The organism is Hydrogenophaga sp. ZJX-1 (assembly GCF_048590325.1).
In the GTDB taxonomy this organism is placed as follows: Bacteria; Pseudomonadota; Gammaproteobacteria; order Burkholderiales; family Burkholderiaceae_C; genus Hydrogenophaga.
In genome coordinates, this window is record NZ_JBMBRA010000005.1 from 217,847 (window position 1) to 240,343 (window position 22,497).

The 22,497-nt window shown below is 66.7% G+C and carries 20 protein-coding genes; 15 read left to right on the forward strand and 5 right to left on the reverse strand.

Annotated features, from left to right (window positions below; all coding sequences use genetic code 11):
- Positions 1-6 precede the first annotated feature (6 nt).
- The 4 genes from ACN5W5_RS16040 to ACN5W5_RS16055 all read left to right on the forward strand — a co-directional run bounded on the left by ACN5W5_RS16040 (position 7) and on the right by ACN5W5_RS16055 (position 3,817).
- Entirely contained in the window at positions 7-426 is a 420-nt protein-coding gene (locus ACN5W5_RS16040) for a rhodanese-like domain-containing protein (RefSeq protein WP_420049490.1), read from the forward strand.
- 5 nt (positions 427-431) lie between these two features.
- Positions 432-2,333 carry a DNA helicase RecQ gene (recQ, locus tag ACN5W5_RS16045; RefSeq protein ID WP_420049491.1) on the forward strand — a complete coding sequence of 634 codons (1,902 nt, stop codon included), beginning with the start codon at positions 432-434 and terminating at the stop codon, positions 2,331-2,333.
- Positions 2,334-2,522: 189 nt separating this feature from the next.
- Entirely contained in the window at positions 2,523-2,867 is a 345-nt protein-coding gene (locus tag ACN5W5_RS16050) for a hypothetical protein (RefSeq protein ID WP_420049492.1), read from the forward strand.
- A 209-nt stretch (positions 2,868-3,076) separates the two neighbouring features.
- Positions 3,077-3,817 carry a glutamine amidotransferase gene (locus ACN5W5_RS16055; protein WP_420049493.1) on the forward strand — a complete coding sequence of 247 codons (741 nt, stop codon included), beginning with the start codon at positions 3,077-3,079 and terminating at the stop codon, positions 3,815-3,817.
- Positions 3,818-3,967: 150 nt separating this feature from the next.
- Here ACN5W5_RS16055 and ACN5W5_RS16060 read toward each other — a convergent pair whose 3' ends face one another.
- A complete protein-coding gene (locus tag ACN5W5_RS16060; RefSeq protein ID WP_420049661.1) occupies positions 3,968-6,232 on the reverse strand; it encodes an ATP-binding protein in 2,265 nt (754 codons plus the stop codon).
- 317 nt (positions 6,233-6,549) lie between these two features.
- On the opposite strand from ACN5W5_RS16060, the gene ACN5W5_RS16065 reads away from it, so the two are divergent.
- The 5 genes from ACN5W5_RS16065 (at position 6,550) to ACN5W5_RS16085 (ending at position 12,350) form a co-directional block, all read left to right on the forward strand.
- The gene (locus tag ACN5W5_RS16065) at positions 6,550-7,749 is read left to right on the forward strand and encodes a threonine ammonia-lyase (protein ID WP_420049494.1); all 1,200 of its coding nucleotides are present in this window, start codon (positions 6,550-6,552) and stop codon (positions 7,747-7,749) included.
- 196 nt (positions 7,750-7,945) lie between these two features.
- A complete protein-coding gene (locus ACN5W5_RS16070) occupies positions 7,946-9,412 on the forward strand; it encodes a mechanosensitive ion channel (protein ID WP_420049495.1) in 1,467 nt (488 codons plus the stop codon).
- A gap of 8 nt (positions 9,413-9,420) precedes the next feature.
- Positions 9,421-9,864 (forward strand): PaaI family thioesterase, encoded by a 444-nt coding sequence (locus ACN5W5_RS16075; RefSeq protein WP_420049496.1) that lies wholly within the window; start codon positions 9,421-9,423, stop codon positions 9,862-9,864.
- Positions 9,865-9,949: 85 nt separating this feature from the next.
- Positions 9,950-10,093: a hypothetical protein gene (locus tag ACN5W5_RS16080; protein WP_226464369.1), complete on the forward strand. Its 144-nt coding sequence runs from the start codon at positions 9,950-9,952 to the stop codon at positions 10,091-10,093.
- A gap of 385 nt (positions 10,094-10,478) precedes the next feature.
- On the forward strand, positions 10,479-12,350 hold the full coding sequence (locus ACN5W5_RS16085) for a phosphoenolpyruvate carboxykinase (GTP) (RefSeq protein ID WP_420049497.1): 1,872 nt from the start codon (positions 10,479-10,481) through the stop codon (positions 12,348-12,350).
- A 129-nt stretch (positions 12,351-12,479) separates the two neighbouring features.
- Here ACN5W5_RS16085 and ACN5W5_RS16090 read toward each other — a convergent pair whose 3' ends face one another.
- Complete coding sequence (locus tag ACN5W5_RS16090; protein ID WP_420049498.1) at positions 12,480-13,031, reverse strand: hypothetical protein; 552 nt, start codon at positions 13,029-13,031, stop codon at positions 12,480-12,482.
- Between the two features lie 102 nt (positions 13,032-13,133).
- On the opposite strand from ACN5W5_RS16090, the gene ACN5W5_RS16095 reads away from it, so the two are divergent.
- The 3 genes from ACN5W5_RS16095 (at position 13,134) to ACN5W5_RS16105 (ending at position 15,646) form a co-directional block, all read left to right on the forward strand.
- Positions 13,134-14,108, forward strand: coding sequence for a LysR family transcriptional regulator (locus ACN5W5_RS16095; RefSeq protein WP_420049499.1), 975 nt, complete (start codon positions 13,134-13,136; stop codon positions 14,106-14,108).
- A 193-nt stretch (positions 14,109-14,301) separates the two neighbouring features.
- Complete coding sequence (locus ACN5W5_RS16100) at positions 14,302-15,150, forward strand: metallophosphoesterase (RefSeq protein WP_420049500.1); 849 nt, start codon at positions 14,302-14,304, stop codon at positions 15,148-15,150.
- Positions 15,151-15,223: 73 nt separating this feature from the next.
- The gene (locus ACN5W5_RS16105) at positions 15,224-15,646 is read left to right on the forward strand and encodes a universal stress protein (RefSeq protein ID WP_420049501.1); all 423 of its coding nucleotides are present in this window, start codon (positions 15,224-15,226) and stop codon (positions 15,644-15,646) included.
- Positions 15,647-15,867: 221 nt separating this feature from the next.
- Here the strand turns inward: ACN5W5_RS16105 and ACN5W5_RS16110 are convergent, their stop codons facing one another.
- Positions 15,868-16,506, reverse strand: a complete 639-nt coding sequence (locus ACN5W5_RS16110) for a TetR/AcrR family transcriptional regulator (RefSeq protein WP_420049502.1) — start codon at positions 16,504-16,506, stop codon at positions 15,868-15,870.
- A 269-nt stretch (positions 16,507-16,775) separates the two neighbouring features.
- Between ACN5W5_RS16110 and ACN5W5_RS16115 the strand changes: the two genes are divergently transcribed.
- Positions 16,776-17,228, forward strand: coding sequence for a fasciclin domain-containing protein (locus ACN5W5_RS16115; protein ID WP_420049503.1), 453 nt, complete (start codon positions 16,776-16,778; stop codon positions 17,226-17,228).
- A 41-nt stretch (positions 17,229-17,269) separates the two neighbouring features.
- Here the strand turns inward: ACN5W5_RS16115 and ACN5W5_RS16120 are convergent, their stop codons facing one another.
- Positions 17,270-18,190: a LysR family transcriptional regulator ArgP gene (locus ACN5W5_RS16120; RefSeq protein ID WP_420049504.1), complete on the reverse strand. Its 921-nt coding sequence runs from the start codon at positions 18,188-18,190 to the stop codon at positions 17,270-17,272.
- A 184-nt stretch (positions 18,191-18,374) separates the two neighbouring features.
- Between ACN5W5_RS16120 and ACN5W5_RS16125 the strand changes: the two genes are divergently transcribed.
- Complete coding sequence (locus ACN5W5_RS16125; RefSeq protein WP_420049505.1) at positions 18,375-19,733, forward strand: D-amino acid dehydrogenase; 1,359 nt, start codon at positions 18,375-18,377, stop codon at positions 19,731-19,733.
- A 127-nt stretch (positions 19,734-19,860) separates the two neighbouring features.
- Entirely contained in the window at positions 19,861-21,417 is a 1,557-nt protein-coding gene (locus ACN5W5_RS16130; protein ID WP_420049506.1) for an alanine/glycine:cation symporter family protein, read from the forward strand.
- A 68-nt stretch (positions 21,418-21,485) separates the two neighbouring features.
- On the opposite strand, the gene ACN5W5_RS16135 is transcribed toward ACN5W5_RS16130, so the two are convergent.
- A complete protein-coding gene (locus ACN5W5_RS16135) occupies positions 21,486-22,418 on the reverse strand; it encodes a M14 family zinc carboxypeptidase (protein WP_420049507.1) in 933 nt (310 codons plus the stop codon).
- Positions 22,419-22,497: the final 79 nt, after the last annotated feature.

Consider the following 22,497-nt stretch of genomic DNA (forward strand, 5'->3'; position numbering starts at 1 on the left):
CCGCCTATGAAACACCTGCTCCCAAAGGAAGCCTGGGCCTGGCTGCAGGCCGAAACCGAGCGCCGCGTGGCGCTCGGCCAGGACGCACCGCTGTTTGTCGACGTGCGCATGGAGATCGAGTCACTTTACGTGGGCCGCCCACCCGGCGTGGACAACATCCCCTGGTACGAGTACCCGGACCTCACACCCGACTCGGCACGCTTTGCCACCGCGGTGGAGGCGGAGGCGGGCGCGAAGGATCGCCCGGTGCTGCTGATCTGCCGCAGCGGCAAGCGCACCCTGGACGCGGGCGCTGCGCTGGAGGCGGCCGGTTTTTCCGACGTGGCGCACGTGGTGCACGGCTTTGAGGGCGACCTCAACGACGCGTTCAAACGTTCGTCGCTCAACGGCTGGCGGCACGACGGCCTACCCTGGGAACAGATGTGAGCGCCATGATCGACATTTCCAGCGCGGGTGAAACTCTGGAAACCTGCGCCGGTGTCCTGCAGGAGGTGTTTGGCTACGACGCCTTCCGCGGCCCGCAGGCCGACATCGTGCGGCATGTGAGCGAGGGTGGCGACGCGCTGGTGCTGATGCCCACGGGCGGCGGCAAGTCGCTGTGTTTCCAGATTCCGGCCATCGTGCGTGCGCGCGGCGGCCTGGGCCTGACGGTGGTGGTCTCGCCGCTGATCGCGCTGATGCACGACCAGGTGGGCGCCCTGCTGGAAGCGGGCGTGGCAGCGGCTTTTCTCAACTCCAGTCTCAGCAGCGAAGAGGCGCAGGCGGTCGAGAAGCAGATGCTGCGTGGCGAGATCACGCTGCTCTACGCCGCGCCCGAGCGCCTGACCACGCCGCGCTTCCTGGCGCTGCTGGACGCGCTGTACGAGCGCGGCAAGCTCTCGATGTTTGCCATCGACGAAGCGCACTGCGTGAGCCAGTGGGGCCACGACTTCCGGCCCGAGTACCGCGCGCTGGTGGTGCTGCACGAGCGCTTTGCCGGTGTGCCGCGCGTGGCGCTCACCGCCACCGCCGACGACCTGACGCGCGAAGACATCGTGAACCACCTGCAGCTGCAGGACGCGCGGCGCTTCATCAGCAGTTTCGACCGGCCGAACATCCGCTACACCATCGTCGAGAAGAAGGACGGCTCGACCCAGTTGCTGCGCTTCATCCGCGACGAGCACATGGGCGCGAGCGGCCACGACGCCGGCATCGTCTACTGCCAGTCGCGCAAGCGGGTGGAAGAAGTGGCCGGCATGTTGTGCGACGCGGGCCTCAACGCCCTGCCCTACCACGCCGGCCTGGACGCGGCCGTGCGGCAGCGGCACCAGGACCGCTTCCTGCGCGAAGAGGGCGTGATCATGGTCGCGACCATCGCCTTCGGCATGGGCATCGACAAGCCCGACGTGCGCTTCGTGGCCCACCTGGACATGCCCAAGAACATCGAAGGCTATTACCAGGAGACCGGCCGCGCCGGGCGCGACGGCGAGCCCGCCACCGCCTGGATGGTCTACGGCCTGCAGGACGTGGTGAACCAGCGCCGCATGATCGACGAAAGCCCCGCGGCCGACGAGTTCAAGCAGGTGCTGCGCGGCAAGCTCGACGCCCTGCTCACGCTGGCCGAAGCCAGCGACTGCCGGCGTGTGCGGCTGCTGGCCTACTTTGGTGAAACCAGCACACCCTGCGGCAATTGCGACAACTGCATCAGCCCGCCCGCGCTGGACGATGGCACCGAGTCCGCGCGCAAGCTGCTCTCGTGCATCTACCGCGTGCAGCAGTCCAGCGGCATGGCCTTCGGCGCCGGCCACATCATGGACATCCTGCGCGGCAAGGTGACCGAGAAGGTGACGCAGTACGGCCACGACAAGCTCAGCACCTTCGGCATCGGCGCCGACCTGGGCGAAACGCAGTGGCGCGCGCTGATGCGCCAGCTGGTCGCGCGCGAAGCGATCCACGTGGACTCGGCCCACTTCAACACCCTGCACCTGGCCGACGCGGCGCGCGCCATCCTCAAGGGTGAAACCCAGGTCTGGCTGCGGCCACAGAGCGAGAAGAAAAAAGCCGCGTCGCGCAGCAAGAGCAGCCGCAACAGCCAGGCGGCGCTGGCGCCCGATGGCCAGCCGCTGTCGCTGGCCGAACGCGAATGCCTGGACGCGCTCAAGGCCTGGCGCGCCGAAGTGGCGCGCGAACACAACCTGCCAGCCTTCGTGATCTTTCACGACGCCACCCTGCGCGCGATCGCCGCTCAGAAACCGCGCTCGATGGCCGATCTGGATGGTGTGGCCGGCATCGGCCAGAAAAAACGCGAGGCCTATGGCGCCGAGGTGCTGCGGGTCGTGAGTGCTTTTGAATGAGGCTTTGACGCCTGGCGGGAGCCGGGTGTCAACCATCGTCTGACCCCTTCGCCCGGGGTCGACCACTCGTCGGGGAGCCGGGGTTTTCGACCCCCTGAAACCTCAAGGCGCAGCCCCATCTGCCGATGTTCAAGGTGAGCCCGGGAATATCCTGTCCGTGGCCAGCGAACACACCCGATGGAGCACAGCATGTTTTTCAAGTTGCCCTGGTTCAACAGGACCAAAAAAGACAACTACCACGACACGCAAGTGCTGGAGATGGACTTCCTCGTGGACGAATTCCACGAAGCCATGGCCGACATCAAGGACCCCATCCGCACCCGCATGCACGCGGCCCTGGTCGGCTGCCAGAGTCCCAAGGACCTGTGGTTCCTGCGCGGCAAGCTGTTCAACCTGATTTCCAAGCACCACTGCGAAAACGAGGCCAACCGCCGCGTCGCCCGGCTGGACCAGAAGCTGCGTTTCTTCGTCGACCACCACCCGGACCACACGTCGGAAGAGCTGCCTTCGGGGCCGATGGCGTTGTTGCATTGACCCCTCCGCGCCGCGCCTGAAGGCGCGTCACACCCCAGGGGGCAAGGCTGGCGGCCCGCCGAAGCCGGTTCCGCGGCGTTCTGGGTTGAGGCACTTCGCTCCGGATTCTTCTCTGGTTTTCTCACAGGGTTCCTTGTTTGGCCCGTCCTTGAGACGGGCCTTTTCTTGGAACGAAGATGCCGTGCGCCCGGGTTTCTAGAATCGGCCGCATGACTCCAACCCGCCCCCTGCTCATCGTCCAGACCGGTCGCACGCACGACCACATCCGCGAACGCCTCGGTGATTTCGACGACTGGATCGCGGCGGGCTTGCGCGCCGGTGGCGCCGAGGTTCAAACCCACAACCCGCTCGGCGACACGCCGCCACCCGCGCCCGAGACGCTGGCCGGCATCGTGCTCACGGGTTCGCACGCCATGGTCAGCGAGCGTGAGCCCTGGAGCGAGGCACTGGTGCCCTGGCTGCAGCAGGCGGTGAGGGCAGAAACGCCGTTGCTGGGCATCTGCTACGGCCACCAGCTGCTGGCCCACGCGCTGGGTGGAGAGGTGGCCCACCACCCCGAGGGCGTGGAGATCGGCACCGTGCGCGTGCAGCGCCTCCCGGCCGCGCAGACGGACCCCTTGCTGGGCACCCTGCCCGACGAGTTTGATGCCCAGGCCACGCACTGGCAGTCGGTGCGCCGCCTGCCACCGGGCGCGGTGTTGCTGGCGGGCAATGCGCACGAACCACACCACGCTTTCCGCGTCGGCCCCAACGCCTGGGGCGTGCAGTTCCACCCCGAGTTTTCCGCCGAAGCCCTCAAGGCCTATCTGGACGGACTCGGCCCCACCTTGGCCAGCGAAGGACGCGACGCAGCGCAGATCACAAGCCAGCTGAAAGACACGCCCGAAGCGGCATCGGTGCTTCCGCGGTTTGCACGGCTCGCGCTCGACAAACAACGTGACAGGCCGTGACGCGCAGCTTTGCCAACCCGGCATCTTCATCAGGCGGAAGGCAAGAGCAGCGTGGTGTTCGAGGGGGCGTTGATCCAAGGGCACCGCGGAGCCGGCTTTGCCGGGCCGCCAGTGCCGCCCCCTGGAGTCGCGCGCAGCGCGGCGGGGGGATCAAAATCCGATTTTCCGCGCCTCGCGCACGCCCGGTTTGATGCGGTGCTCGGCCTCCAGCTGGGCGAGGAATTCGGCCGGCTCGATGGACTCGCCCAAGATCTCCACCTGGCGCTTCACCGCCGCAAAGTCACCCGGGCACAGCTGATCGAGCCTGGACAGGCGCTCGCGCAGCGCTGGCTCCAGCGCCCCGGCCTCGCCACCCAGCGCCTCCACCACAAACATGGTTTCGCGCTGCAGGGCGGTCAGGGGCTTGAAGTGGATCTTGAAGGTGAAGCGCCGCAGCGCCGCCTGGTCGATGCTGTCCATCAGGTTGGTGGTGCAGATGAAGATGCCGTCGTAACGCTCCATGCCTTGCAGCATCTCGTTGACCTCGGTCACTTCGTAGGTGCGCTGGGCACCGCGTCGGTCCTGCAGGAAGCTGTCGGCTTCGTCGAGCAGCAAGACCGCCTTTTCCGCCTGCGCCTCGCGGAACATGGCGGCCATCTGCTGCTCGGTTTCGCCCACGAACTTGCTCACCAGGTCGCTGGCGCGGCGGATCATGAGCGGGCGTTCGAGTTGCTGGGCGATGTGTTCGGCGAGCGCGGTCTTGCCGGTGCCGGGCGCGCCGTGGAAACACAGGCAGCCATGCCCGCGCGCCTTGAGCGCCGCGACGATGCGCGGCAACTCGTAACGCGATTCGACGTTGAGCATGTCCAGGCTGTACTGCGTCACGCTCGGGCGCAGCGCGAGGTCGGGCTGCCGCCCGAGGGCCTGGTCGGCGTTCTTCAACTGGCGTTCGATCAGGTCGTCCAGCATCGGGGCATCGGCCGCACGGCGCTTGGCGCCCCGGCGTGCCGCGGGTTTGGCCGGATGGGCGGCGAGCTGCGCAAAGCGCAGGGCGGTGCGGATCTGGGCCGGCGTGAGCCCCTTGCGCTCGGTGAGGCGCGCGACCAGGGCGTCGGACACCGCAGCGCCTTCGAGTGTCTTGCGCACCAGCTGCTCGCGCGCGCCGGGCGGCGGGCTCTTGAGTTCGAGGTGGTAGGCGAAACGGCGCCGGAAGGCCGGGTCGATCTGTTCGATGCGGTTGGTGACCCACAGCGTGGGCACGGCGTTGGATTCGAGGATCTGGTTGACCCAGGCCTTGCCGCTGACGCTGCCCGTGTGGGGCGCAGCCACGTGTTCGGCGCGTGCAATGATCTGCGCCGCCTCACTGGAGATGGGCGGAAAGACGTCTTCCACCTCGTCGAACAGCAGCGCTGACTGCGCCGTTCCCTTGAGGAACACCTGGGCGATCTGCAGCGAGCGGTAGCGGTCGCGACCGCTGAGCGCGTTGCCATCGCGGTCGGCGTATTCGACCTCGAACAGCTCCAGACCCGCCGCCTGCGCCACCACGCGCGCGAGCTCGGTCTTGCCGGTGCCGGGCGGGCCGTAGAGCAGCACGTTGACGCCGGGCTCCTTGCGCGCCACCGCTTCGCGCAGCAAGGCGCAGAGCAGGCGCACGTCTTCGCCCACGTATTCAAAGTCCTTGCTGGTGAGCGCGGAACGCGCGGCCGGGCGGGTGAACACCGCCATCAGCTCGCTCTGGGTGCGGTACTCGCGCATCAGCACGGGTGGGAGCTTTTCGCTGACCTTCATGAGGTCGGCGAGGTCGGTGATGTTGTGTTCGGAGATCAGGTTCTCCACCATGCCGATGCGCTCCAGGCGCGAGCCGGCGCGCAGCGCCTCGCCCACCTCGCTGGCCTTGACGCCGGCCACGTCGGCGATCGCCGCATAGGCCTCGGGCGCGTTGTTGACCTTGAACTCCACCAGGATGGAGCGCAGGTCGCGCTGGTAGCGCGCCAGCGTGCCGTAGAGCAGCAGGGCGCGCTCGGCGCGGTTGAGCTGCAGCAGGCCGGCCAGGGCGTCGATGTTCTTCTCCACCAGGGTGGACTGCTTCTTGAGCGACTGGCTCAGCCAGTCACCGGTCACGGCAAGCACGGCGAGCAGGTCCTTCGGCGACTCCTTGGCGTACTCGTCGAGGTAGAAGAACAGCGTGCCTTCTTCGTAGGGTCCGCGCCAGACGCCGTAGCGCTCCATGAAGGCCGCAGTGGACAGCTTTTCGAAGCCGCTCCAGAGTTCGTTGCCCTTGCAGCGGCGCTCCAGAAAGTCCCGCAGGCGGTGCAACACCGTCAGCGGCCAGATGAGGTGGCGACCGGCCAGCGCGAGCAGGGTGTTGAGGTCGCGCCGCACATTGAAACGCGGCCCCTGGCGCGCCGCCAGGCTGAGCACGAAGTGCGAGCACATGAGGTCCAGCACCGGCGCCTGGCGCAGTCCCGGCGGCACGAACACGCGCGCATCCGGCGACACCGTGTGGCGCGCCTCGGCGCCCGCACGCGGCTCGGACACCGTGCGTGTCACAGGCCCGACAGGCTGCAACAGGCGTTTGCTCATTCGGACTACCTCCAGTCGTGACAACAGGGGACGGCGGACCAGATACCGGCTTTGAAGCGGACCATAACTCAGCTTGATCCATCATGGAAGTGATTGATGGAGCATGCATGACGAATTTGTGGGGCTTTTCCCGGGGGCCGCCTCCGGGCCTGCCGGTCCACAATCGCGCCATGCTGGAACTCAAAGACATTGAAGCCGCCGCGCAGCGGATCGCGGGCCAGGTGCTCGACACACCCTGTGTGGAATCGCGCACGCTCTCCCAACTCCTCGGCTGTCAGGTGTTCCTGAAGTTCGAGAACCTGCAGTACACCGCCTCGTTCAAGGAGCGCGGTGCCTGCAACAAGCTCTCGCAGCTCAGCGCCGACGAACGGGCGCGTGGCGTGGTGGCCATGAGCGCCGGCAACCATGCCCAGGGCGTGGCGTATCACGCGCAGCGCCTGGGCATTCGTGCGGTGATCGTGATGCCGCGCTTCACGCCGGGCGTGAAGGTTGAACGCACTCGCGGCTTTGGCGCCGAGGTGGTGCTGCACGGCGACACGCTGGACGAAGCGCGGACCCACGCGCGCGAGCTGTCGGCGCGCGACGGCCTGGTGTTTGTGCACCCCTACGACGACGAAGCCATCGTGGCCGGGCAAGGCACGGTGGCGCTGGAGATGCTGCGCGTCCAGCCCGATCTGGACACGCTGGTGATCGCGATCGGTGGTGGCGGTCTGATCGGCGGCATGGCCACGGCGGCTCGCGCGATCAAGCCGGGCATCGAGATCGTGGGCGTGCAGACCGAGCGTTTCCCGGCCATGTACAACGCCATCAAGGGCACACACCTGCCCCAGGGCAACAGCACCATCGCCGAGGGCATCGCCGTCGGCACACCCGGCGCGGTCACCGAGGCCATCATCCGGGACAAGGTGGATGACATCGTGCTGGTCGACGAAGGCGACATCGAGCAGGCCATCGTGATGCTGCTGGAGATCGAGAAGACCCTGGTGGAAGGCGCCGGCGCGGCGGGTCTCGCGGCCCTGATCAAACACCCGCAGCGCTTTGCCGGCAAGAAGGTCGGGCTGGTGCTCTGCGGCGGCAACATCGACCCGCTGCTGCTGGCCTCCATCATCGAACGCGGCATGGTGCGCGCCGGGCGGCTGGCGCGCATCCAGGTCAACGCGCGCGATGTGCCAGGCAACCTGGCGCGCATCACCGCCATCGTGGCCGACGCCGGCGCCAACGTCGACGAGGTGCACCACCAGCGCGCCTTCACGCTGCTGGCGGCGCAGAACGTGGCGATCGAGCTGGTGCTGCAGACGCGTGGCCGCGAACACCTGGCGCTGGTGATCGAGCACCTCCAGGCCGCGGGCTTTGACGCCACGGTGATCTGAGGGCCCGGCGCGGCCCCTGACGGGGCCCGCGAGCACCACAGCGCCTTTCTGGCATCTGCCGGCAATGGCCGATATGTCTGCGCATTCCGGTCCCAAAACACGCCATTCTGGTGAACGCTTTTTCACCAGAGGTTGACGTGTCATGCCCCCACTTGCATCATGACCCGGTGTTTGACCCGTTCACAGGAGAAAGACCATGAACATGAATGCCTTGTGGGAGTCCTTGCAGAACAGCCTTGGCGGCCACATTCCCCAGTTGCTCGGGGCCCTCGCCATTTTCGTGCTGGGCTGGTTCATCGCTGTGCTGGTGCGCGCCGCCGTGCGCAAGAGCCTGGGCTTTGCCGGCATCAACCACCGCTTCAACCGCCTCACGGGCAACGGCGTGGACATCGAGGGCGCGGTGGCCCTGGGCCTGTTCTGGGCCGTGATCCTGGTCACACTGATGGCGGTCTTCAACTCGCTGGACCTGGCCCTGGTGTCGGGCCCCTTCAGCGCGCTGATCACCAAGGTGTTCGAATACGCGCCGCGCCTGCTCGCGGGTCTGGTGCTGGCGCTGGTCGCCTGGCTGGTGGCCAGCCTGGTGCGCACGATGACGCAGAAGCTGCTGGATCGCAGCTCGCTCGACGAGAAGCTGTCCGAACACGCGGACATGGCCCCCATCAGCGAGAGTCTGGCTGGCGCGCTGTTCTGGCTGGTGATCCTGCTGTTTGTGCCCGGCATCCTGGGCGCGCTGGAGATGCAGGGCCTGCTGGACCCGCTGCGGGACATGGTGGCCAAGACGCTGGACATGCTGCCCAACGCGGTGGCCGCGTTCGTGATCGGCGGTGTGGGCTGGATCGTGGCCACGGTGTTGCGCAACCTCACCACCAACCTCACGCGCACCGCCGGTATCGACAAGATCGGCGGCCGAGCCGGTCTCTCCAGCGCCGTGCAGCTCTCCAGCGTGGTCGGCCTGCTGGTGTTCGTCGCGGTGTTCCTGCCGTCGCTGATCGCCGCGCTGGACGCGCTCAAGGTGGAAGCCATCTCGCAGCCCGCCACCCAGATGCTGGCCATGATCCTGGCCGCCGTGCCACACATCCTTGCCGCGGCGCTGATCCTCGTGATCACCTGGCTGGTGGCCTCGTTCGCCAGCAAACTGCTGGCCAGCCTGCTCGCCACCGTGGGTTTCGACACGCTGCCCGCGCGCATCGGCATGGCCCACGCCTTCGAGAAGACCAGCGCCTCCAGCTTTGTGGGTCACGTCGCGATGTTTTTCGCCATGCTGTTCGCCACGGTCGAAGCGGCCTCCCAGCTCGGCTTCAGCCAGGTCAGCGGTGTCGTGACCACCTTCATCACCTTTGGCGGCGACGTGCTGCTCGGATCGGCCATCCTGGTCATCGGCTTCTGGCTCGCCAATGTGGCCTACACCGCCATCGACCGCGCCAGCGGTGCCAACAGCCAGGGGCTGGCCCGCATCGCGCGCCTCGCCATCCTGGCCCTGGTGCTGGCCATGGGCCTGCGCGCCATGGGCATCGCCGACGACATTGTCAACCTCGCCTTCGGCCTCACGCTGGGCGCCGTGGCCGTGGCCGTCGCGCTCTCGTTCGGTCTGGGCGGGCGCGAAGCCGCGGGCAAACTCATGGAACACTGGCTGTCCCGTTTCCGCCGCAACAACGAACCCTGACGCGACCCATGACATCAGCCCTGCACACCCCCGACACCGCACCCGCGGTCACCACCGACACCCTGCAGTCCGCGCTGAGCGACTGGTTCGCCCCCTGGGTCCAGGCACTGGGCCTGCGGGTGCAGGGCTTCGGCCCCGGCGAGGTCACGCTGCGCCTGCCGCAGAACCCCGAACTCAGCCGCATCGGCGGCATGGTGTGCGGCCAGGCGCTGATGGCGGCGGCCGACACCGCCATGGTGCTGGCCATCGTGACGCAGCTGGGTAACCAGCGGCCCATGACCACCGTCCAGCTCAACACCAGCTTCCTGAAGCCGCTGGCCAACCAGGACGCGCTGGTCACGGCCCGCGTGATCCGGGCGGGCAAGAGCCTGGTGTTTGGCGAGATCGACATCGTGGCCGCGGGCGACGGCAAGAGTGTCTGCCGGGCCAGCACCACCTACGCCCTGCTTTAGGGTATGTCACGAGGCCCGGGCCAGCGCCAGGACGCCCGCTGCCCTTAAAATCCTGTTGATATTTGTCAAATACCCTGGAGAAACCATGTCCCACCACGAACACGACAACCACAGCGACCAGCCCCATGACGTGGTGGAGTCCATCGTTCCCCTGATGCCCATCGTGTTGCCTGTGGCCGGTGGCGTGCTGATTTTCCTGCTGGCCTTCATCGCCGTCTTCATGGCCTGAAGCCGCCTTCAGGCAGCGTCCAGCCGAACGCCCGCCAGGGCCTTCGGCTTTTTTCTTGTCTGGCCGGCGTCTGGATCAGGGCAGATCCGGAACCGCCCCGATCAATTGGCGCATCAGGTTATGCATGTTTTGCATGTAACTTGCCGGTAACTGACCCGCCACTTTCATAAAATTGGCGTTTTGGCCGACACGCGGATCAAAACCCGGGTCCATCCACCCGCCTTTTGCCCATCTGGCTGCACCTGCCATCCGCACCGCAGCACCGAGCGCCGACCGCCCTTATTGGCCCAAGGGATCTTGACCAGCCGCCCGCCCATTTGATTGTGGCCAGCGGCTGTTGCTGTCTCTTGGGCTTGCCGCTTTACAAACTTCTGGAGCCGTTTCCATGAATTCTCCCGTGATGCAGGGCCTCAACCTCAACACACCCGTCTACGTGAAAAACGCCCGGCTGATCGCCTGGGTGGCCGACATGGTCGCCCTGTGCAAGCCGGCCGACGTGGTCTGGTGCGATGGCAGCGAGGAGGAATACAACCGCCTGTGCCAGCAGCTGGTGGACGCCGGTACCTTCAAGAAGCTCAACCCCGCCAAGCGCCCGGGCAGCTACCTGGCCTGCTCCGACCCGTCGGACGTGGCGCGCGTGGAAGACCGCACCTTCATCTGCTCCGAGAAGAAGGAAAACGCTGGCCCGACCAACAACTGGATGGAACCGGCCCAGATGCGCGCAACCCTGCAGCCGCTGTTTGACGGCTGCATGAAGGGCCGCACGATGTACGTGGTGCCGTTCAGCATGGGCCCGCTGGGCTCGCACATCGCCCACATCGGCATCGAACTGACCGACAGCGCCTACGTGGCCGTGAACCAGAAGCTGATGACCCGCATGGGCAAGGCCGTGTACGACGTGCTCGGCACCGACGGCGCCTTCGTGCCCTGCATGCACACCGTGGGCGCACCGCTGGCCGAAGGTCAGAAGGACAGCAGCACCTGGCCCTGCAACCCGACCACCAAGTACATCGTGCACTTCCCCGAGACGCGCGAGATCTGGTCCTACGGCTCGGGCTATGGCGGCAACGCGCTGCTGGGCAAGAAGTGCTTCGCGCTGCGCATCGCCTCCAACATGGGCCGCGACCAGGGCTGGCTGGCCGAGCACATGCTGATCCTCGGCGTGACCAATCCGCAAGGCAAGAAGTACCACGTCGCCGCCGCTTTCCCCAGCGCCTGCGGCAAGACCAACTTCTCCATGCTGGTGCCGCCGGAAGCCGGTTTCGCCGGCTGGAAGGTCACCACCATTGGTGACGACATCGCCTGGATCAAGCCGCACGCCGACGGCAAGCTCTACGCCATCAACCCCGAAGCGGGTTACTTCGGCGTGGCGCCCGGCACCAACATGCACACCAACCCGAACTGCATGCTGTCGCTCAACAAAGACGTGATCTTCACCAACGTGGCGCTGACCGATGACGGTGACGTCTGGTGGGAAGGCATGGAGAAGGACGGTGGCGGCGTGCCCGCGCACCTGATCGACTGGCAAGGCAAGGACTGGACGCCCGAGATCGCCAAGGCCACCGGCGCCAAGGCCGCGCACCCGAACTCGCGCTTCACCGTCGCCGCCACCAACAACCCCGCGCTCGACCCGCAGTGGGACGACGCCAACGGCGTGGCCATTGACGCTTTCATGTTCGGCGGCCGCCGCAGCACCACCGTGCCGCTGGTGACCGAAGCCCGCAACTGGACCGAAGGCGTCTACATGGCCGCCACCATGGGCAGCGAAACCACCGCCGCCGCCTTCGGCGCGCAGGGCGTGGTGCGCCGCGACCCGTTCGCCATGCTGCCCTTCTGCGGCTACAACATGAGCGACTACTTCCAGCACTGGCTCGACATGGGCGACCAGCTGCAGACTCAGGGACATTCGCTGCCCAAGATGTTCTGCGTGAACTGGTTCCGCAAGGACGCCGACGGCAAGTTCGTCTGGCCCGGCTATGGCGACAACATGCGCGTGCTCAAATGGATGATCGACCGCATCGAAGGCTCTGCCCAGGGCGAGACCACGATGTTCGGCACCGCCCCGACCTACGCCGAAATCAACTGGACCGGCCTGGACTTCAGCGCCGAGCAGTTCAAGACCGTGACCAGCATCGACAAGGCCGCCTGGGTTGACGAACTCAAGCTGCACGAGTCGCACTTCGAGCAGCTGGCCTACCACCTGCCGAAGGCCCTGGTCGACACCAAGGCTGAACTGGAAAAACGCCTGGCAGCCTGAGGAAACACGTTGGAAGGGCACGATCTGCCCTTCCGGCGCCACGCCCCCGGATGAACGGTCCGGGCGAAAAAAAAGCCACCGGACCCGGTGGCTTTTTTGCTGTGGCTCAGGCCTTTCGGCCCGGCGGCGTCAGATGTAATACAGGTGGATGTTGCGCGCACGGCTTTCGGCGAGCCGCTCGGGGAAACGTCCCCAGCCGCTGACCGGCTTCTGCACCACACCGGGCTCCAGACCCATGGGCGCCAGCGCGGTTTCAAAGTCACCGTCATCGGTATCGCGCATGCGGGCCTGCATCAGTTCGTTCATCAGGCGCGGGTCGCGGCGGGCCTGCTCCCACAGGCGCATATCGGCACGGGCTTCGGCCAGCGTGGCCGACCAGCTGTCCAGCGAGCGCAGGGTGCGCTGCGCCAGGTTCCGGGCGGTGCCCGCGAACAGCGCCAGGCCCGCGAAAATCACGACCCACAGAGCGACCCAGGCCAGAAACAGGTGGCCGTCGGCCCAGGTGCTGATGAGACGGTCGGCCAGCACCACGAGCGCAGCCACTGCGGCGGCCAGCAGCAAGGCGGCCAGCCCCCGGGCGCCATCGCGGCTGGGCCGGACCCGGTAGGTACCCGCTGCGTCGGGCGACGAGGTGGGGGACAGCCCCAGGGATGCGGGGGAGGGGGAAAAGACGGTGCTCATGGCGGACTCCTTGAAAGAAATGTCTTTTGGACAGGTGGATACTAGGGTTAACCCGCATGTCACGCCAATTTATTTTTGTGATGAATTACATTCACAAATCATATGAATGAACTGAACTTTCGCACCCTCGACCTGAATCTGCTGCGGGTCTTCGACGAGGTGATGGTCGAGCGCAACCTCACCCGCGCGGCCCACAACCTGGCCATGACCCAGCCGGCCGTGAGCAACGCCCTCAAGCGGCTGCGCGAGACGCTGGGCGACGAGCTGGTGCGGCGCTCGGGCTACGGCGTGGAACCCACGCCCATGGCGCTGGCGCTGTGGCCCACCGTGCGCGACGCGCTGCAGCAGCTGCGCGAATCGCTGGCGCCGGGCGGTTTCGACCCGGCCACCGCGCACAACGCCTTCGTGCTCGCGATGGCCGATGCCACCGCCGCCAAGCTGGTGCCCGGCCTGATGGACATCCTGGAGAACGAAGCCCCCGGGGTGAACCTGCGGGTGCTGCCGCTGACCACGCGCGACCCGCGCGAACTGCTGGAATCGGGTTCGGCGGACCTGGCGATCGGCCATTTCCCCGGCGTGCTGGCCGAGCTCAGTGCCAGCCACCTGCAGGAACACAGCCCCCGCTTCCTGAACCAGCGCCTGTACGACGGCGAGTACGTGGTCGTCATGCGCCGCGGCCACCCGCTGGCCGGGCGCCCCATCGATCTGGACAGCTACTGCGCCGCGCGCCACCTGCTGGTGAGCTTCTCCGGGCGGCCGTTCGGCTTCGTGGACGAGGCGCTGGCCGCGCTCTCGCGCCAGCGGCGCGTGGTGCTGACCGTGAACCAGTTCTTCACCGCAGGGCGCGTGGTGGCGACCACCGACCTGCTGACGGTGTTGCCACGCCATTTCGTGGGCGCCACCGGCATGGAACACGAACTGGCCCTGAGCGAACTGCCGCTGCCGGTGCCTGCGGTGCATGTGGACACGCTGTGGCACCGCCAGGCGTCCCACAACAGTGCCCACAGCTGGTTGAGGGACGCGGTGGTGAGGGCTTCAGTACGGGGCTTTCGCATCGACAAGGTGCAAAACCCGTGACGAGGATCGCCATTTCACCGGGAAGACCGCACCATGTCCATGAAATTCCTGCAGGCCCCAGGCTTCACACCGTTGTGCGGGACGCGCCGGGGCGAACCGGCCAAAGAGCTGGTGGTGGCAGCCAAGCAGTTCCAGGGCAACCTGCTCATCGTGCGCCGAGCGGGCAACCCGGTGTTCACCCGACAATGCGGGCATGAACATCCAGCTTCTGAGCGATCTGCACCTCGAAGCCAATCCCGACTTTGTCGCCACGCCGGCCCCCGGTGCCGACCTGCTGGTGCTCGCCGGCGACATCGGCTCCTACCAGACCCGGCGCGACGGCAGCGTGATGGCCGAACCCGACTGGGGTCTGCAGCGCTTCTCTCCCCTGCCACAGTACGCGGCCTGGCCGGTGCCGGTGGTCTATGTGCCCGGCAACCACGAATACGATGCGCTGGATGTGGACGCGGCGCATGCGGGGTTGCGCGCCAGTTGCGACCGGCTGGGCATCCAGTGGCTGGAGCGTGAAACGCTGTTGCTGGACGGCATGCGGCTGGTCGGGACCACGCTGTGGAGCGACTACGACGCCCTGGCCACGCAGCCACAGACCAAAGGCCGCACCCGCGATCCGCTCGCCCATCGCCTGCACCAGCGCCAGAAGGCCTTCCGCGCGGCCAACTTCTACCTGAACAAAATGAACGGGCAGCGCCACGGGCGCCTGTTCGACGCTGCGGCCATGCGCGAGCTCGGGCTGGAATGCCAGGACTGGCTGCGCCAGGCGCTGGCCCAGCCGTTCGACGGCACCACGGTCGTGATCACCCACTTTGCCCCCACCCTGCACAGCGCCGATCCGCGCTACGGCCTGAGCCCGGGCACCGCCGGTTTCTGCAACGGACTGGACGATCTGCTGCCGCTGGCCGATCTGTGGCTGCACGGTCACCTGCACTGTCCGCAGGACCTGCAACTGGGCCGCTGCCGCATCGTCGCCAACCCGTTCGGCTACGCCGACAAGAACGAACAGCTGGGGTTCCAGCCGACCCAGCTGATCACGGTGAACCCATAGGGTGCAGCGCGGGTACCGGCCCGCGCCGGCAGGCCGTAAACTCGGCGCCAACCTCAATGAACTGGAGACCTAGATGAAGATCCTGCTCGCGGTGGACGGCAGCGCCTACACCAAAAAAATGCTCGCTTACCTGACCACCCACGAAGAGATGTTCGGCTCGAACAACGATCTCACCCTGTTCACGGTGCAGTTGCCCCTGCCCGCCCGCGCACGGGCCGCCGTGGGCGCCGAAGTGGCCAACAGCTACTACGCCGAAGAGGCCGAAAAGGTCACCGCGCCGGTGGTCAAGTTTCTCAAGCGCCACGGCATGGAGCCCAAGGTCGTGCACAAGGTCGGTACGCCCGGCGAACAGATCGCCAAGGCGGCCAACGCCGGCAAATTTGACCTGGTGGTGATGGGCTCACACGGCCACAGCGCCCTGGGCAACCTGGTCATGGGTTCGGTGACCACCCAGGTGCTGGCGCACTGTGAGGTGCCGGTGTTGCTTGTGAGGTAAACGCTCCCCCCGCGCCGCTTCGCGTCACCCCCCAGGGGGCGGCACTGGCGGCCCGGCAAAGCCGGTTCCGCGGTGCCCTGGGATGAACGCCCCCTCGGAGCCCTCCGGCTCTCTTTCCCGCGCGCCAGCCCTGACCCAGGATGCGGTGGAACCGGCTTTGCCGGGCCACTCGCATCGCCCCCTGGAGGGGGTCGCGCGCAGCGCGGCAGGGGTGGGTCAGCTCACCGCGTCCTCAAGCCGTCGAAGCAGGTGCTGAGCACCATGTCGATGATCTGCTCGTTGCTGTAGAGCCCCGCGCCTTTGAGGAAGCCCAGCACCGGGTCGCAGGCGCGCGCATACAGGGTGTAGAGCACCGCGATCGGTGGCAGGGCGCTGTTCAGGCTGCCATCGGCCTGGGCGGCGGTGATCCAGGCGCCGAGGCGATCGCTCACGTCCATCAGGCCATCGACATAGGCCTTGTTGGTGGTCAAGGCCGCGCGCAGGCTGGAGTTTTCACTCGGCAGTGACGGCATCTCGCCCGCCAGTTGCACCGCCATCGTCCAGCGCGCCACCTCGCGCAACAGCTCCAGCGGCGGGCGCTGGGCGTCCAGCGTGTCCAGGAAGGCACGCGCCCGGTCCATCACACGCACCATGGCCGCCGCGGCCAGGTCTTCCTTGCTCGGGAAGTGCTTGTAGAGGCTGGCCTTGGCGATGCCGACTTCGGCCGCCACTTCGTCCACCGTCATCGCCTCAAAACCTTTTTCGGCCAGCAACCGGTTCACCGCCGACACGATGGCGTCCTCGCGCGCGATGTGCATCTGCTCGCGAAAGCTGCGCTTGGCTGGGACGGGTGGAGACGACTTGAGGACAACGCTGACCATGAACAACCTTTGAATGCTTGCCCGGATTCTGCCCGAAATTGACGGCAAGGTCGACATAAGCACCAACAAGTCTTGTTACATACTGATCAGTATCTTTTTATCCTGATCGGTGTATTATTCGCTCCGACGACCGACTTTCCCGGGGTGAGCCGACCACCCGGTGACGCGGTTGTTCCGAAGACCGGTGAACGCGAAAGAAGCGGCCATCCCACCGCCTCCCCCGCGCTGCCGGCTTCCATCCCTGTTGTCCAACCTCACTGGAGTTCCGCATGAAAAAGACCCTCATCGCCGCCACGCTCGCCTTCGGCGCATGGACCGCTCAGGCCGCCGACATCGTGGACACGGCCGTTGCGGCCGGTTCGTTCAAGACCCTGGCCACGGCCCTGCAGGCAGCCGGCCTGGTGGACACGCTCAAGGGCAAGGGCCCGTTCACCGTGTTCGCCCCCACCGACGAAGCCTTCGCCAAGGTGCCCAAGGCCGATCTGGACGCCTTGCTGAAAGACAAGGCCAAGCTCACCGCGGTGCTGACCTACCACGTGGTCGCCGGCAAGGTGATGGCGGCCAACGTGAAGGCCGGCAAGGTGAAGACGGTGCAAGGCAGCGAACTCACCGTGAGCACCATGGGTGGTGTGAAGGTGGACGCGGCCAACGTGGTGAAGACCGACATCGTGGCCGACAACGGCGTGATCCACGTGATCGACAGTGTGGTCATGCCGAAATAAGGTCGGCTCTCGGTCCGAAGCCCCGCCCGGCGGGGCTTTTTTTACGCCTTCGCCTGATGCAGGTTCTGCGCCGCGGCGCTGCGCAGCGCGCTGCTCAGCGCGTCCAGCACATCCGAACTCAGGTTCCAGCAGTGCCAGTACAGGGCCACCTCCAGCCGATGCCGCGGCGCGAGGTTGACCAGTTCGCCGCTGGCGATGAACTCGTGCACGCTCAACTCGGGCAACACGCTCACCCCCCAGCCCGCCCGCACCGCCCGCACCTGGCCTTCGCTGGAAGGCACGAAGAGCTGCTTGAGCATGACACGCGGCAGCTCAAACGCCTGCTCCACGAAGCCGTGCTGCAGGTGGTCCTTGCGGTTGAACGCGACGAAAGGCAGCTGGTGGAAGTTGTGCGCATTCAGGCCCTTGGGACAGTGCGCAGCGGCGTAAGCCGCCTGCGCCACCACCACGTAGCCCATGCTGCCCAGCGCCTCCATCTTGCAGCCGCGCAATGCCTGGCCGAGCGAGGTGACGCAGCCCAGCACCTGGCCTTCGCGCAGCCACTCGTGGGTGAATTCCTGGTCGTCGGTGATGATTTCGATCGGCAGGCCGCCCTGCGCCAGCCCGTTGAGCGCTGGCAGCGCCCAGGTGGCGATGCTGTCGGCGTTGATGGCGACCGAGATGCGCTCTTCTTCGCGGCCATTGCCGGTGGAGCTCGGTGCGAGTTCCTTGAGGTCTTTTTCCAGGTCGGCGCGCAGCAGGCGTTGCATCTTGGCGTGCTTGAGCATGAGCTGTCCGGCCGCCGTCGGCTTGAGCGGCCGGCTGCGCACGATCAGCACCGTGCCCACCTGCGCCTCCAGCGCGCGCAGCCGTTGCGACACCGCCGACTGGGTGATGGACAGGCGCTGCGCGGCGCGCTCGAAACCACCCTCTTCGATGATGGCGGCCAGGCATTCCAGGGCGTCGGGATCAAAAGTGCTCATGCGTTTGAACGGCGAAAAGAGACGGGGATGTGGACGCAGGAAGCGTGTGTTTCCGGGCGGACATGAGGGGGCAGCTTCCATTAGCCAACATGATGCCGAAGATTTTAGTTTAATTTCTCTTCACTAACACCGCGGTTTTTCCCATACTTCGCCCCAGTTTTTCCACTTTTTTCAGGAGCGGGCCATGCGAGTCGTTGTACTGGGTGCAGGCATCATCGGGGTGAGCACGGCGTGGCATCTGCTGCAGCGTGGTCACGAGGTGACATTGGTCGACCGGCAGGCAGACGCCGCGCTGGAAACCAGTTTCGGCAACGCGGCGCAGATTTCGGTCAGCTACTGCGAGCCCTGGGCCAACCGAGAAGCGCCGCTGAAGGCGCTGAAGTGGCTGTTCGACCCCGAAGGTCCGCTCAAATTCCGCCTGCAGCTGGACCCGGCCCAGTGGCTCTGGGGGATGCAATTCCTGAGCCAGTGCAACGACGCCGCCTTTGAACGCAACGTGGCGCAGCTGGTGGCGCTAGGCAGCTACAGCCACGCCGCGCTGAAAGACGTGGTGGCCGCCACCGGCCTGCAATACAACCGGCTCACCAAGGGCATCGCCCACTATTACACCAGCCAGAAATCGTTCGACGACGCCGGCGGCGCGGCCGAACTGATGCGCCGCCACGGCGTGAACCGCAAGGTCGTGAGCAAGGACGAGCTGCTGAAGATCGAACCCGCGCTGCGCAGTTTTGCCGACCGCATCGTGGGCGGCACCTACACCGAGAGCGACGAGTCGGGCGACTGCCTGGTCTTCACCCAGAAGCTGGCGCAGCTGTGCCGCGAGCAGGGCATGTTGTCCCTGATGGGCCACGACATCCAGCGCATCCGCGCCAGCGGTGACCAGGTGGACAGCGTGAGCGTGCACGACCGGGCGACGGGCCAGACGCGCGAACTCCAGGCCGACGCCTTCGTGGTGGCCGCCGGCTCCTACTCCACCGCGCTGCTCAAGCAGGTGGGTGTGCACGTGCCGATCTACCCCGGCAAGGGCTACAGCGCCACGCTGAAACTGCTCAAGCCCGAAGCGGCTTCCCAGGTGAGCCTGCTGGACGACCAGCTCAAGATCGCGATCTCGCGTCTGGGCGACCAGTTGCGCGTGGCCGGCACCATCGAACTCGGCGGCTTTGACCTGTCGCTGGACACGCCGCTGGCGCGCACCCGCGCGAAGATGCTGGTCAAGCGCATTGAAGAGGTGTTCCCCGGCGTGGCCGACACGCGCACGCCCGAGGAAGGTGGCGACCCGCAGTTCTGGTGCGGCCTGCGCCCGGCCACACCGACCAACATCCCGCTGATCGGCAGCACGAAAGTTGGCAAGCTCTGGATCAATGCCGGCCACGGCACGCTGGGCTGGACACACGGCGCCGGCTCGGGCAAGGCCCTCGCCGAACTCATCAGCGGCGAAGTGCCGGCGATGAACTTCGGCTTTGTCGGCCAGCCCGCGGCACGGCGCACCGCAGCGGTCAACACCGGCCGCTTGCGCCACGCAGCGCCGCCGCAACAGGCCTGAACCATCCCCGCATTGGCCGGGTGCTGCAAACCGCAGCACCCGGCCTTTTCACATCCGGCGACCGAACCGGCCACCGGAGACCGCGGCACCACCCGTGACCGCACCATTACAACGACAGGAGACAGACATGAACCCCCAACCCTCAACGGCCCTGCCGCGCGGCATCGGCCTCGGCGCCACCCTGCTGCTGGCCCACGGAGCCGCCAGCGCCCAGGGCGACAGCCTCGACGCGCGCATCAGCGCCGCGGTGCAGCCGTACTCCGACGCGGTGGCCGGCGCCATCTTCTATTCGGTGCCGGTCGGCGGCACCAGCTTCCCGCTCATCGTCGGCTGGCTGATCCTGGCGGCGCTGATCTTCACCCTGAATTTCCGCTTCATCCAGCTGCGCGGTTTCTCGCACGCGATCCAGGTCGTGCGCGGCCGTTATTCCGACCCGTCCATGCCAGGTGAGGTGACGCCCTTTCAGGCCCTGACCGCCGCGGTCTCGGGCACCGTGGGCCTGGGCAACATCGCCGGCGTGGCGGTGGCCGTGGGCATCGGCGGCGCCGGCGCCACCTTCTGGATGATCCTGGCCGGCCTGCTGGGCATGGCCTCGAAGTTCACCGAGGTGACGCTGGGCGTGAAGTACCGCGACGTGAACCACGCCGTGGGCACCGTCTCGGGCGGCCCCATGCGTTACCTCTCCAAGGGCCTGGCCGAACAGGGCTTCCCCCGCCTCGGCAAGTTTCTCGCGGTGTTCTTCGCCATCTGCTGCGTCGGTGGCGCCATCGGCGGCGGCAACATGTTCCAGGCCAACCAGAGCTTCCAGCAGATCGTGGGTGTGACCGGTGGCGACGCGAGCTTCTTCGCGGGCAAGGGCTGGCTGTTCGGGTTGATCATGGCGGTGTCGGTGGGCCTGGTCATCATCGGCGGCATCAAGTCCATCGCCCGGGTGACCGAAAAACTGGTGCCGTTCATGGCCGGGCTCTATCTGATCTCGGGTCTGGTCGTGCTGTTCGTCTATGTGGACCGCCTGCCCTGGGCCTTTGGCCAGATCTTCCTCGGGGCATTTTCGTCCGAAGGTGTGGTGGGCGGCGTGGTGGGGGCGCTGATCCAGGGCTTCAAGCGCGCGGCGTTTTCCAACGAAGCCGGCGTGGGCTCGGCGGCCATCGCGCACTCGGCGGTGCAGACCGACCAGCCGGTTTCGCAAGGCTTTGCCGCACTGCTCGAACCCTTCATCGACACCGTGGTGATCTGCACCATGACGGCCCTGGTGATCATCATCACCGGCCATGTGGACGCGGGCGGCCTCACGCCGCAGGCCGGCGGCGCCACCGGTGTGGGCCTGACGTCGGTGGCCTTCGGCAGCGCGGTGAGCTGGTTCCCGTATGTGCTGGCGCTGGCTGTGGTGCTGTTCGCCTTCTCGACCATGATCACCTGGAGCTACTACGGCATGAAGGCCTGGACCTACCTGCTGGGCGAGAGCTTCGCGTCGGAACTCACGTTCAAGCTGCTGTTTCTCGTCTTCGTGGTGGTGGGCGCCAGCATGGGCCTGGGTCCGGTGATCGATTTTTCGGATTCGATGATCTTCGCCATGGCGCTGGCCAACATCGTCGGCCTGTACTTCCTGATGCCGGTCGTGAAGCGCGAACTCCAGCACTACCGCGCCGGCATCCAGAGCGGCCGCATCACCACCACCAGCTGAGGCAAAGAGCCGGTCACCCGAACAAAAGCCCGCAACTGCGGGCTTTTGTTTGACCGGTTCCGGACCACTCAGCTGGTCTTCTTCGCCTTCACCGGCACCACCCGGGGGTCCGGCTGCTCGGGCACCACGCGCTCGCTCATCCAGCGCAGCAGGTCCAGCCACATCTGGCGCATCTCGGCATCCAGTGGCGTGCGGAAAGCGCTCGGCAGTTCGATGGTGACCACCGGCATGCCCTTGTGCACGCCACCGAAATTGCCCAGGCTGCCGGGGAAGATGCCGACCTGATCCAGATAGAGGCGGCCGAGGCGCGCCGGTGGCACGCTCGGGCCGTCGAAGTCGAGCACGCCATAGGGGGCGTGGATGCTGACGATCAGGTCGGGCTGGAAGCGCTCCATTTCGTCGTAGAGGTACTGCGACTCGGGTTCGGACAAGGGCTTGGGGCCGGGCCAGCGGCGCGGGTCCTTGCGCGTGCGCTCTTCCCAGTAGATCTTGGCGTCGCGCTTCCAATTGGGCGTGGGGAAATTGCGGTTGAGGTCCACGCCGTTGGCGTTGACGCGCTTGGCCGGGCGCACCATCAGGCCATCCGGGTTGAGCGCGGGGATGAAGCGCCAATGCGCATTGGACGGGGTCTGCAGGGCGAGCTGGATCCAGTGCAAGGCCACCGAGGCCGACGACAGCTCATCGCCGTGCATGGCCCCGACCACCAGCACGCGGATGCGGGCTTCGGGTGCGACCACGTCGCGCTGGTACAGGGTACGGCCCTGGACCGAGCGGCCCACGGTGGGCTTGAGTTCGGCGCTGGCGCACATGGGCGCTTTCACGTTGGGCAGGCGCGCCACGAATTCCCGACAGGGATCGCTGCCCTGGATGGTGCCCAACGGGTGACCGGGGCCGCGGGCCGGGTTCGTTTCGGTGGGCTTCGCGGTGCCCGCTAGCGGCCACAGCAGGCATGCGGCCACGGCCAGCGAAAGGGTGGGTGTCAGGGAAGGAAATCGGGACATCACGGCATTCTAGGGACCTTGTTCATCCGGCAAATGACGGGCCTCTGGATCGCCCTGAACCGCTGCACGGCGGCGCGGA

Bases quoted from the DNA above. Each gene is read 5' to 3' on its own strand.
- ACN5W5_RS16040 (WP_420049490.1), top strand. From the start codon at position 7: ATGAAACACCTGCTCCCAAAGGAAGCCTGGGCCTGGCTGCAGGCCGAA.
- recQ (WP_420049491.1), top strand. From the start codon at position 432: ATGATCGACATTTCCAGCGCGGGTGAAACTCTGGAAACCTGCGCCGGT.
- ACN5W5_RS16050 (WP_420049492.1), top strand. From the start codon at position 2,523: ATGTTTTTCAAGTTGCCCTGGTTCAACAGGACCAAAAAAGACAACTAC.
- ACN5W5_RS16055 (WP_420049493.1), top strand. From the start codon at position 3,077: ATGACTCCAACCCGCCCCCTGCTCATCGTCCAGACCGGTCGCACGCAC.
- ACN5W5_RS16060 (WP_420049661.1), bottom strand. From the start codon at position 6,232: ATGTGCTCGCACTTCGTGCTCAGCCTGGCGGCGCGCCAGGGGCCGCGT.
- ACN5W5_RS16065 (WP_420049494.1), top strand. From the start codon at position 6,550: ATGCTGGAACTCAAAGACATTGAAGCCGCCGCGCAGCGGATCGCGGGC.
- ACN5W5_RS16070 (WP_420049495.1), top strand. From the start codon at position 7,946: ATGAACATGAATGCCTTGTGGGAGTCCTTGCAGAACAGCCTTGGCGGC.
- ACN5W5_RS16075 (WP_420049496.1), top strand. From the start codon at position 9,421: ATGACATCAGCCCTGCACACCCCCGACACCGCACCCGCGGTCACCACC.
- ACN5W5_RS16080 (WP_226464369.1), top strand. From the start codon at position 9,950: ATGTCCCACCACGAACACGACAACCACAGCGACCAGCCCCATGACGTG.
- ACN5W5_RS16085 (WP_420049497.1), top strand. From the start codon at position 10,479: ATGAATTCTCCCGTGATGCAGGGCCTCAACCTCAACACACCCGTCTAC.
- ACN5W5_RS16090 (WP_420049498.1), bottom strand. From the start codon at position 13,031: ATGAGCACCGTCTTTTCCCCCTCCCCCGCATCCCTGGGGCTGTCCCCC.
- ACN5W5_RS16095 (WP_420049499.1), top strand. From the start codon at position 13,134: ATGAATGAACTGAACTTTCGCACCCTCGACCTGAATCTGCTGCGGGTC.
- ACN5W5_RS16100 (WP_420049500.1), top strand. From the start codon at position 14,302: ATGAACATCCAGCTTCTGAGCGATCTGCACCTCGAAGCCAATCCCGAC.
- ACN5W5_RS16105 (WP_420049501.1), top strand. From the start codon at position 15,224: ATGAAGATCCTGCTCGCGGTGGACGGCAGCGCCTACACCAAAAAAATG.
- ACN5W5_RS16110 (WP_420049502.1), bottom strand. From the start codon at position 16,506: ATGGTCAGCGTTGTCCTCAAGTCGTCTCCACCCGTCCCAGCCAAGCGC.
- ACN5W5_RS16115 (WP_420049503.1), top strand. From the start codon at position 16,776: ATGAAAAAGACCCTCATCGCCGCCACGCTCGCCTTCGGCGCATGGACC.
- ACN5W5_RS16120 (WP_420049504.1), bottom strand. From the start codon at position 18,190: ATGAGCACTTTTGATCCCGACGCCCTGGAATGCCTGGCCGCCATCATC.
- ACN5W5_RS16125 (WP_420049505.1), top strand. From the start codon at position 18,375: ATGCGAGTCGTTGTACTGGGTGCAGGCATCATCGGGGTGAGCACGGCG.
- ACN5W5_RS16130 (WP_420049506.1), top strand. From the start codon at position 19,861: ATGAACCCCCAACCCTCAACGGCCCTGCCGCGCGGCATCGGCCTCGGC.
- ACN5W5_RS16135 (WP_420049507.1), bottom strand. From the start codon at position 22,418: ATGTCCCGATTTCCTTCCCTGACACCCACCCTTTCGCTGGCCGTGGCC.